The 10,948-nt window shown below is 29.6% G+C and carries 10 protein-coding genes and 1 pseudogene; 5 read left to right on the top strand and 6 right to left on the bottom strand.

The features are described from left to right. Positions 1-43: 43 nt before the first annotated feature. The 6 genes and pseudogenes from CQA75_RS01220 to CQA75_RS01195 form a co-directional block, all read right to left on the bottom strand. Positions 44-826: a hypothetical protein gene (locus CQA75_RS01220; RefSeq protein WP_137623243.1), complete on the bottom strand. Its 783-nt coding sequence runs from the start codon at positions 824-826 to the stop codon at positions 44-46. Next, positions 823-1,664 (bottom strand): annotated as a pseudogene (gene pyrF, locus CQA75_RS01215) (orotidine-5'-phosphate decarboxylase). Before pyrF ends, CQA75_RS01220 begins: the two are co-directional and overlap by 4 nt. Next, positions 1,661-2,059 carry a transcription antitermination factor NusB gene (gene nusB / locus CQA75_RS01210; protein ID WP_137623241.1) on the bottom strand — a complete coding sequence of 133 codons (399 nt, stop codon included), beginning with the start codon at positions 2,057-2,059 and terminating at the stop codon, positions 1,661-1,663. Before nusB ends, pyrF begins: the two are co-directional and overlap by 4 nt. Then, positions 2,059-2,523, bottom strand: coding sequence for a 6,7-dimethyl-8-ribityllumazine synthase (gene ribH / locus CQA75_RS01205; RefSeq protein ID WP_137623240.1), 465 nt, complete (start codon positions 2,521-2,523; stop codon positions 2,059-2,061). The genes nusB and ribH overlap by 1 nt, the downstream gene beginning before the upstream one ends. Beyond that, on the bottom strand, positions 2,523-3,335 hold the full coding sequence (kdsA, locus tag CQA75_RS01200; protein ID WP_137623239.1) for a 3-deoxy-8-phosphooctulonate synthase: 813 nt from the start codon (positions 3,333-3,335) through the stop codon (positions 2,523-2,525). The genes ribH and kdsA overlap by 1 nt, the downstream gene beginning before the upstream one ends. Further along, positions 3,332-4,261: a DMT family transporter gene (locus tag CQA75_RS01195; RefSeq protein WP_137623238.1), complete on the bottom strand. Its 930-nt coding sequence runs from the start codon at positions 4,259-4,261 to the stop codon at positions 3,332-3,334. Before CQA75_RS01195 ends, kdsA begins: the two co-directional genes overlap by 4 nt. Positions 4,262-4,380: 119 nt before the next feature. On the opposite strand from CQA75_RS01195, the gene der reads away from it, so the two are divergent. The 5 genes from der to pflB are packed head-to-tail and all read left to right on the top strand — an operon-like array spanning position 4,381 to position 10,918. Beyond that, entirely contained in the window at positions 4,381-5,769 is a 1,389-nt protein-coding gene (gene der, locus CQA75_RS01190) for a ribosome biogenesis GTPase Der (protein WP_137623237.1), read from the top strand. Continuing rightward, on the top strand, positions 5,756-6,250 hold the full coding sequence (locus CQA75_RS01185; protein WP_246023726.1) for a shikimate kinase: 495 nt from the start codon (positions 5,756-5,758) through the stop codon (positions 6,248-6,250). The genes der and CQA75_RS01185 overlap by 14 nt, the downstream gene beginning before the upstream one ends. Then, positions 6,247-7,206: a tryptophan--tRNA ligase gene (gene trpS, locus CQA75_RS01180; RefSeq protein WP_137623235.1), complete on the top strand. Its 960-nt coding sequence runs from the start codon at positions 6,247-6,249 to the stop codon at positions 7,204-7,206. The genes CQA75_RS01185 and trpS overlap by 4 nt, the downstream gene beginning before the upstream one ends. Before the next feature lie 10 nt (positions 7,207-7,216). Next, positions 7,217-8,452: a serine--tRNA ligase gene (gene serS, locus CQA75_RS01175; RefSeq protein WP_137623234.1), complete on the top strand. Its 1,236-nt coding sequence runs from the start codon at positions 7,217-7,219 to the stop codon at positions 8,450-8,452. 9 nt (positions 8,453-8,461) lie between these two features. After that, a complete protein-coding gene (pflB, locus tag CQA75_RS01170; protein ID WP_137623233.1) occupies positions 8,462-10,918 on the top strand; it encodes a motility protein PflB in 2,457 nt (818 codons plus the stop codon). Positions 10,919-10,948 lie beyond the last annotated feature (30 nt).

Below are 10,948 nucleotides of genomic sequence, written 5' to 3'. Positions count from 1 at the left end.
TTAAAAATTTTTATTATTAAAGCATATTAGAGCTAATATAAGATTATTTTTGGGTTATTTTTTCAAGTTCTAGATTGTAAAGAATTTCTCCACATAGTTCTTTGTAATTGTTTGATAGTTTTAATTTTGAAATTTCTTGCATAAGAATTTGGACTTCTAATTCTTTAAGTTTGGCAAGTTCTTGTTTAAAATTTTGATCTTTTGGATACAATAAAGAATATTCTTTTAAGATGATCTCATAAATATTAAAAGAGCCATCAATAAGATAATTAATCGCCTTATCAAGATGTTGATTATAATCTTTTAAGTTAAGAGGATTAAGGATCATAATACAAAGATGAATCATTGCTAGGTGAAAATTATTAAGGCACCTTTCTGGAAGGGTTAAAATATCGCTTTTTTTAAAATGATCTAAATTTTGAAAATTTTCTATTGAAAATTTATATCCAAAGCTTTCATCAATGCTAGATATAATGATTTGGAGTTTTTGTTCTTCATTGAGTTTTTGTCTAAAAGCGACAAAATAGCCCAAAGCCTTATAAAACATTTCAAAAAATTCAATATGTTTATTTTCTCTTAAACAAGAAAGATTAAGACTTTTGGGTGCTATAGAATATTGCTGCATATATTTTTGAACTTTTAGGGCGATTTTATTTCTTATGCCCGTTAAGTAATTAAAATCTTTTTGTTTTAAGATTTGATGATAAAAAAATACAAAATCTTTGATTAAAATTCGATTATTTTTTTCAAAAGAAATAGTAGAATCGACACTAATAAATTGATTGTAAAGATTAAAATAATCACATTCTAATTGCTGATAATTCAATACTTTATCCCACACTTTTGATAAAATTCTTTTAAGGCTTTTTCTTTATCGGGTTGGGTTTTGATCCATTCTTCAAAATTTTTGCAAATATCCCATTCTTTTTTTTGATTGTTTTCATAAATTTGATCTATATTTTCTTCATTTATTTTTTCTTTGCTCATATAAGCTCCAAAATCTTTTCGCAGACCGCTTTAGGATTTTTATCTTTGTATATAGGGCGTCCTATGACTATAAAATCACTTTTATTTTCTTTAGCTGTTTCTAAATTAGCAACTCGTTTTTGATCGTCATTACTCTCTCCAAAAGGACGAATGCCTGGTGTTAATGTTAAAAAATTTTGATGAGTATTGTTTTTGATATTTTTGCTTTCAAAAACAGAGCATACCATACCATCAAGCCCATTTTGATAAGACATTTTAGCGAAATTAATTACAGCTTCATCAATGCTTTGTTTATAAATATTGAAAAAATGCTCTTCATCAAAACTAGTTAGAGCAGAAACAGCCAAAACTAAAGGGCGTTTAGAAAATTTATTAAGTCTGTTCATCACTTCTTGCATGGCTATATTTCCAACACTTGCATGAATATTGATCATATCAACTCCAAGTTTGGAAATTTCTTCACAAGCATCCGCAGTTGTATTAGGAATGTCATGAATTTTTAGATCCAAAAAGATTTTAAAATGATCTATTTTTTTTAATTCTTCTATAAATTTAAAACCATCTCTTAGATAAGCTCTTAGGCCTATTTTAAGCCAAAGATCCAAGCCTTTTAATTCTTTGGCTATATTAAGACATTCTTCTTTGGTGGTAAGATCTAATGCAACGCATAATTTCATTTTTTAGCCTTAATCAGTGAGTCTAAAACTCCATTGATAAATTTAGGAGAACTATCATTAGCTAATTCTTTAGCTAATTCTATCGCTTCATTGATGATGATTGCACTAGGTGTGTCTGTGAAAAGCAACTCATAAGCTCCAAGTCTTAATATAGCTCTTTCAATATATCCTAATTTTTCAATTTTGTTTTCATTAAGATGAGTATTTAATTTCTCATCAATATCGCAAAGATTATGAATAATGCCTTGATATAAATTTAAAGTAAATTTTTTTTGCTCATTGCGAATCTTTTTTTCATTTAAATAATCATCAATAAAATTTTCATTTTTTTCATTCATTTCTAAAGCATAAAGCAAAGAAACAACACTTTGTCTGACTTGATGACGCGTTGCCATTAAATTTCCTTGCTTAAATTAAGCATTTCTATAACTGTAACCATAGCTTCAAAACCTTTATTTCCAGCTTTGCTTCCTGCTCTTTCTATGGCTTGTTCTATAGTATCAGTGGTGAGTACGCCAAAACTTACAGGAATATTATGATTTAAACTTACATTGGCAATACCTTTTGTGGTTTCTGCTGCAACATAATCAAAATGCGGAGTCGAGCCTCTAATAACAGCACCTATGCAACAAATAGCATCAAATTTTTGACTTTCTATAGCTTTTTTTAAGATGAAAGGAAGTTCAAAAGCCCCTGGAACAAGAATAAGGCTTAAATTTTCTTCTTTACCTCCATGTCTTAAAAAGGCATCTTTAGCACCTTCAACAAGACGATCGGTGATGATGTGATTAAATCTTGCATTGATGATTGCAATTTTTTCATTAGAATTAAGATTTAGTTTTCCCTCGATAATTTTCATTAAATATCCTTTATAATATTTTGTATTTTTAAGAGTGTTTCAACACAATTTTTAAGACGTGAAATATCTAGCATATTTGGTCCATCGCATAGAGCTTCACAAGGATTGATATGGGTTTCAAAGAAAAATCCATCCACTCCAACTGCTGCTGCTGCTCTTGCTAAAGGCTCTACAAATTCGCTTTTACCTCCGCTTTTTCCTCCTGCAGCTCCTGGCATTTGAACACTATGAGTCGCATCAAATACAACGGGTGCAAATTCACGCATAATAACTAAAGATCTCATATCTACAACTAAATTTCCATATCCAAAGCTAGCACCTCTTTCGGCAACAAAAATTCCATTTTGTTTCGCTACTTCATAGCCTTCTTCATTGATACCTCTAGTTTGAAGAATTTTTTTAACGCTATATTTAATATCGCTTGGGTTTAGAAATTGGCCTTTTTTGATATTGACTTTTGATTTGGTTTTAGCAGCCCCAACAAGCAAATCAGTTTGACGACACAAAAATGCTGGAATTTGAAGTACATCAACGACTTCACTCGCAATTGATGCTTGAGTACTTTCATGGATATCGGTTAAAATTTTCATGTTAAATTCATTTTTGACACTTTGTAAAATTTTAAGTCCTTCTTCAATTCCAGGCCCACGAAAAGAATCAATGCTTGTGCGATTAGCTTTATCAAAACTGGATTTAAAATAAAATTCTATATTTTCATTTTCATTAAAAAATTTAAGTTGTTCAGCGACTTTAAATACTAAATCTTTGCTTTCTATGACGCAAGGACCAGCGATTAATATCATTTTTTTCATTTTTTTCCTTTTATGACTAAGATTAATCCTCCACAAATTATCCCTATTATACCTAAAAAAACCATAGCACTTGGTAAATTATCGCCCAAAATTAATCCAACAATTAAACTAAAAATCACATCAAAATAACTTACACCCGCGACAATACCAGCTTGTTTGGCTATCCCATAGGCTTTGGTGACATGAATTTGATAAATGGTGCCTAAAATTCCCATGATTAAAATAATGATCCATGATTTTAAACTAGGCATTACAAATGGAGCTAAAATAAAATCCATATGCAAAGAATGAAAATCTTTAGATTGAAAAAATTCAGCTCCTATCATTGAAAGTAAAGGCATGAGTGTGCCAAGAAAAATAAATGAAAAAGCAATTTGTTCTGTGGTGTAAGATTTTCTAAGTTTTCTCACGCTTGTAAGGGCTAAAGCAGCTAGAAAGCCACTTGAAATTCCTATGATGGAATTTTTTAAATCAAAGCCCGAGTGATAGGCTTTATCAGCCCAAGGTTGAGTGATTAAAAGCATGCCTAAAAAAGCGATAAAAATTCCTATCCAAGCCTTTTTTTCTAGTTTTTCTTTAAAAACAAAAAAAGCAATGAGGGTGATAAAAATAGGTGCTGTTTTTTGAAAAGCAAAGGCTCCACCTAAGGTGATGTTTGAGATATTATAAAAAAACATATAAAGTGAAAGTGTGCCCGCAACACCTCTAAAAACTAAAAGCCAAAAATGCCCACCTTCTTTGTGAACTTTTGATTTTTTCAATAACCAAAGTAAAAATACAACTCCTATGATATTTCTAAAAAACATAATTTCAATAGAGCTTATTTCTTTGCTTAAAATTTTAGCACAAGCTCCCATAAGCGTAAAATCTAAACACGCTAAAAGCATAAAATAAATTCCAAGATTATGTCTGATAAGTTTTCGCATTTTTATTCCTTGAGGATTAACTTGAAAAATGGATTAATTCTAGTCTTTTTTTGCTTAATATTAAGGCAAATTTTATATAATTTTTCTTAAAAAATTTTACTTTGAAAAATAGGAAAAAAATGCAAAGCATTATATTAATAGGAAAGCCTAATGTTGGAAAATCAAGCCTCTTTAATAGGATGGCAAAAAGAAGAATAGCAATCACAAGTGAAATTTCTGGCACAACAAGAGATACAAATAAAACTGAAGCTTGTATTGGCTCTAAAAATGCTTTTATTATTGATAGTGGCGGACTTGATGAGAGTGATGAGCTTTTTAAAAATGTTAAAAAAAATACTTTAAAAGTTGCCAAAGAAAGCGATATTATTCTTTATCTTGTTGATGGAAAATTAGCTCCTGATGAAGAAGATAGGCGTTTTTTTTATTCTTTAAAAAAATTAAATAAACCACTAGCCTTGGTTATCAATAAAGTGGATAATAAAAAAGATGAAGAAAGAGCATGGGAATTTGCAAATTTTGGTGTAAAAGAAATTTTCAATATTTCAGTAACTCATAATGTAGGACTTGATGAGCTTTATACTTGGTTAGAGCAATTTTTAAATGAAACTAGCTTGATTCCTGATGAAGAACAAGATTTAGAGGATTTTTTAGAGCATTATGATGAAAACAAACAAGAATTGCAATTTAAAGAGATAGATCAAAATCATATTAGAGTAGGGATTGTAGGTCGTGTTAATGTTGGAAAATCAAGCCTTTTAAATGCTTTAGTCAAACAAGAACGTAGTGTCGTTAGTAGTATAGCTGGAACTACAATCGATCCTGTAAATGAAGCTATAACTCATCAAGATAAAACAATAGAATTTGTAGATACTGCAGGGATTAGAAAACGTGGAAAAATTCAAGGGTTAGAAAGATTTGCCTTAAATCGTACTGAAAAAATTTTGCAAAATTCTCAAATCGCACTTTTGGTTTTAGATGCAGATGAAGGCTTTAATGAACTTGATGAAAGAATAGCAGGACTTATTGCAAAGTATTATTTAGGTGTTATCATAGTTTTAAATAAATGGGATAAAAGTGAGCTTGATTTTGATAAAACGGTTAAAGAATTAAAACTCGATCGTTTTAAATTTTTAGCCCATGCACCTATTGTTAGTGTTTCAGCTTTAAGTGGTAAGAGAGTGCATGTGATACTTGATAAAATTTTGCAAGTTTTTGAAAATTTCATACAAAAAATCCCAACTTCAAAACTTAATAATTTAATTGAAAGTGCAACCAAAGCACACCCATTGCCACATGATTATGGAAAATTGGTTAAAATTTATTATGCTGTGCAATATGATGTTGCTCCTCCAAAAATCGCTTTAATTATGAATCGTCCAAAAGCCTTGCATTTTAGCTATAAGCGTTATTTGCAAAATAAGATAAGAAAAGAATTTGATTTTGAGGGAGTGCCTTTAATCATTGCTTCACGTAAAAAAGGAAGCAAGGAAAATGATGAGAATGGATAATATTATTTTCATCGGTTTTATGGGATGTGGAAAAAGCACTATAGCTAGAGCATTGGCTGTAGAGTTAGACCGAATTTTTTTAGACAGTGATTTATTGATTGAGACGAAATTTAAGCAAAGTGTTAATGAAATTTTTAAAAACAAAGGCGAGTGTTTTTTTAGAGAACAAGAACAAAAATTAGCTGATTTTTTTATTTTTTGTCAAAATGCTTGTATTGCAAGTGGTGGCGGTTTTGTTAATGTAAAAAATTTGGAAAAAATCGGATTGAGTGTTTATTTAAGGGCTGATTTTGAGTATTTGAAAAAGCGTTTAAATAAAGATGAAATTGCTAAAAGACCTTTATTTTTTGATGAAATTAAAGCAAAAAAGTTATATAATGAAAGAATAAAAATTTATGAAGATAAAGCTGATGTGATATTGGATATTGAAAATAAAAGTATTGATGAGCTTATAAGTGAATTAAAAAAGGTAGTTAAATGAGAGTATTAACCGGAATTCAACCTAGTGGAGATTTGCATATCGGAAATTATTTTGGTGCGATTAAACAAATGATAGATGCGCAAAATACAAGTGAAATGTTTATATTTATCGCTAATTATCATGCTATGACTTCTTTGCAAAATGGGGAAAAATTGAAAGAAAATTCAATAAAAGCGGCCGCAGCTTTTTTGAGTTTTGGTATAGATCCACAAAAAAGTGTTTTTTGGTTACAAAGTGATGTGAAAGAAGTGATGGAGCTTTATTGGATTTTATCACAATTTACCCCTATGGGTTTATTAGAGCGTGCGCATAGCTATAAAGATAAAATTGCTAAAGGGCTAAGTGCTTCTCATGGACTTTTTTCTTATCCTGTTTTAATGGCAGCAGATATTTTACTTTTTGATACTCAACTTGTTCCTGTAGGTAAAGATCAAATTCAACACGTAGAAATCGCACGTGATATCGCTTTAAAAGTAAATAATGAATGGGGAGAAATTTTTATTTTGCCTGAAGCTAAAATCAACGAAGATCTTGCCGTTATTGTAGGGACTGATGGGGCTAAAATGAGTAAATCTTATAAAAATACTATCGATATTTTTAATGATGATAAAACTTTAAAAAAGCAAATTTCATCGATAGTAACAGATAGCACTGCTTTAGAAGATCCTAAAAATCCTGAAGAATGTAATGTTTTTAAAATAGCAAAATTATTTTTAGATAATGAAGGACAAGAAAATTTGAGAAATCGTTATTTAAAGGGAGGCGAGGGATATGGACATTTTAAAATGTATTTAAATGAGTTGGTGATTGATTATTTCAAAGAAATAAGAGAAAAATACAATGAGCTTTTAAATAAGCCTTCTTATTTGAAAGAGGTTTTGGATTTTGGTGCGAGTAAAGCAAGAAAAATTGCTCAAGAAAAGATGCAAAAAATTTATACTAAAATAGGCTTATAAGGGGTGTAAGATGCTTGATTTAAAAAAATTACAAAATCAATTTGATGAGGTGAGTCAAAAATTAAAAAATAAAAAAGTTGATGAGGAAGCATTAAAAAAATTAGCTGATTTATTTGCATTATTGAAAAAAGAAAGGACAATTTTAGAAGAGCTTCAAGCCTTTCAAAATAAATTCAGTAAAGAACTTGCAAGTGCGCAAGATAAAGAAGAGTTGAAAACAAAATTGAGTGAAAATAAAATTAAAATCAACGAACAAAGTCAAAAGGTGGGTGCTTTAGAAGATGAACTTGAAAATATTGCCCATGCTATTCCAAATATTCCGGATGATATTGTTCCTGTTGGCGAGGATGAAGATGAAAATGTGGAAATAAAAAAAGTCCTCACACCGCCAAGTTTTGATTTTGAGCCAAAAGAACATCATGATTTGGGTGAAAGTTTAGATTGGCTTGATTTTGTAAGAGGGGTTAAAATTTCTGGAAGTCGTTTTTGTGTACTTAAAAACGAAGGTGCTTTATTGAGCCGAGCTTTGGTTAATTATATGATCGATTTTAATAGAAGTCGTGGTTTTAATTTTGTCAATGTGCCTTATTTGGTTAATGGCGCTACGATGTTTGGAACTGGACAACTGCCAAAATTTAAAGATGATATGTATAAAGTCGATGATGAGGATTTATATCTTATTTCAACTTCTGAAATTCCAGTAACCAATCTTTATAGTGGGGAAATTTTAACCAGTGAAAACTTACCGATAAAAATGACTTGTTATAGCGCTTGTTTTAGAAAAGAAGCGGGTAGTGCAGGGCGTGATACAAGAGGGATCATTCGTCAGCATCAGTTTGAAAAAGTAGAACTTGTAAGTATTACTAAACCTGAGCAAAGTGATAGTGTATTTAATGAAATGGTAGAGTGTGCGAGTGATTTATTAAGCTCTTTAGGTTTGGCTCATAGACATTTGATGCTTTGTACGGGAGATTTGGGTTTTAGCGCTGCAAAGACTATTGATCTTGAAGTTTGGATTCCTTCTCAAAATAAATACCGAGAAATTAGTTCTGTATCTAATTGTCGTGATTTTCAAGCAAGACGTGCCAAAATTCGCTATAAAAATGAGCAAGGTAAAAATGAATTAGTCCATACCTTAAATGGTTCTTCATTAGCTGTAGGTAGAACTTTGGTTGCCATTATGGAAAATTATCAAGATAAAGAAGGAAAAATTGCTATTCCTGATGTTTTAAGAAAATATTTTTAAAGAAAATAAATGGCAGAAAAAGAAGATATAGTATTAGAAAGATCAGAAGACGATTTAAATAATAAAGAAAGACTTGATGAAAGTTTAGGAGAATTTAAGGGGCAAGAAGGTCAAGCCCCTGATGATGAAGAATTTGTATCTTTATCTGAAGGATCCAATGAAGATGATGTAGGTTTTAGTTTTACAAGAGAAAGTGCACCTGAAGAATTTTCTTCTTTTGAAAAAACTGGGAGTCAAGAATTAATCCCTTGGTATAAAGATAGAAAATTTATGTCTCTTGTTGGAGTTTCTTTAGTTATTATCTGTATTTTGGTTTTTACTTTAACTTATTTGATTTTTAGCGAAGGAAATATTAAAGCAGATATTATTGCTTCAAAACCAGTTGAAAAATCTGAAATTGTCCCTGATGAATCTTATAAGTATAAAGATATGGCTAAAGTGGATGCTATGATACAAAAAGCTAATGCACTTTATCTTAAGGGAGAAATTCAACAATCTTTGAAATTATATAAACAAATTGCAATTTATAATGAATCTTTGTCTAATTACAATTTAGGCGTTTCTCAAATGAATGAAGGAAAATTGCAAGAGGCTTTTGAAAGCTTTAAAAAAGCTATAGCTAGTGGTGAAAATCAAACTGTATCTGCTATTAATGCTGCTGTGTGTGCTTTAAAGCTTAATGATGAAGAAAAATTTAAATATTATATTGATTTAGCACAAGTTTATCTTCCTAAGGAAGGAAAATCAAAATTATATAATTATTATTTGGCTTTGATAGATTATTATAAAGGGTATTATCCAGAGGCTTTGCAAATGTTTCAGCAGGTAAATATTGATCCTTATAATGATATTTCTAAATATTTATCAGCTAAAATTTATGCTAAGATGGATTTTGATGCTAAGGCAGTACAACAGCTAAATTCTCAAGGAAATTTTGAACCTAGTCTTTCTTTGGGTCTTTTATATGCTAGAATGGGAGAATATGATAAAGCTAAATCTTCTTTAAATACTGCTATGAAAATCGATAGAGACTTCAATCAAAGTTTGGCAGCTTTAAGTCTTGTTGATATTAAAACGGGTGATTATCAGGATATGCTTATGCGTTTGCAAAATGCTTATAAGAAAGAGGAAGATCAATATAAAATTTTAGATCGTTATAAAATAAAAGTGCGATTAAACAATGATTTGTTTAATATCGCTATAGCACAGAGTCATTTTTCTAAGGATTTATTGAAAAATTTAAAAAATCAATTTGATTTGCTTTTTTATTACGCCCCTTATCAAGTTTTTGATTCTAAACAAGCATCATTATATATAGAAAAAGCTAATGTTACAAATTTTGTCGATGATAGTGCGGATTCAGGAGAGTATTTAACAACGAGTAATGTTTTATCTTCTACAAATGTAAAAATTGCTAATATTATTAATCATGCTTTAAATCAGCAATTAAGACTTGCCAATGAAGAATTTCAGCAATTGTTGAAAAATTATCCAGAACATAGTATTTTACAGTATAATTTAGCTTTATCTTACGCACAGATGCAAGATTATGAACAAGCTTACAAATATTTTTTCAGCTCCTATCATTTAAATCCTAAAAATTATTTAGCAGGAGTTTTTGCTTTATTTTGTGCTAAATTAAATGATTTAGATACAACTAAACTTTATAATGAAATTGTTGAAAATATGAGTGCTGATACGAATTTTAAAGCAAATATGCAAAAAAGTATGCTGTTTTTAGTTAAAAATGATTATGTCTCAATGCTTCCGTATTTGGATGAAAAAACTTCTGATACGCCTTTAAGTTTAATGCTTAAAGCAATCATTGCTAAAAATAATAATCTTAGCAATCGTATGGATGTTGAAATGGCCAAGTTAAGATCACAACTGCCAGAAGATATTATTGCGAATATTTTATATTTTAATTCTTTAAATTCTAATTTTAATATTAAAGAGTATGCCCAAAATGCGCAAATTCATTTTAAAAATTTAAAACTTGATTATCGCAGTGTTTTTGGGGGTCCTAATATTGCTAGAGAATTTTATGTTGATTTAATGCATGTTTCGGGACTTTTAAATTTGGAAAGAAATAAATTTAAAGAATTAATGAATACTTCTAAATTTGAAAGCGAAAGTATTATACAAACTTTAGCATATTTAGATATTTTTGCTAAGCAATTTGAAGAGTCTTATGCACTTTATAATATTTTAATTGATGATTATAAAATTAAAGATACTAGAACTTTATTTTTAGCCGCAGTTGCAGCCATAGGGGCAAATAATCCAAATTCGGCTATAGCTTTATTGCAACTTTCAAAATTAACTGATAAAAATAATAAAGAAAGTAAAGCTGCTTTAGGTTTGCTTTATCAAGAAGTGCAAAATTATGAAGCTGCTATTAATCAGTATAAAACACTACCGAATGATTTTAAGAGTAAATTTTTTACCTTTGATATAAAAAATTAAAGATGTTTAAATAATTTTAAACATCTTTAT

The organism is Campylobacter taeniopygiae, from assembly GCF_005406225.1.
Taxonomy (GTDB): Bacteria; Campylobacterota; Campylobacteria; order Campylobacterales; family Campylobacteraceae; genus Campylobacter_D; species Campylobacter_D taeniopygiae.
The sequence above is the reverse complement of the archived record's forward strand: the minus strand, read 5'-3'. Positions and strand labels throughout refer to the sequence as shown.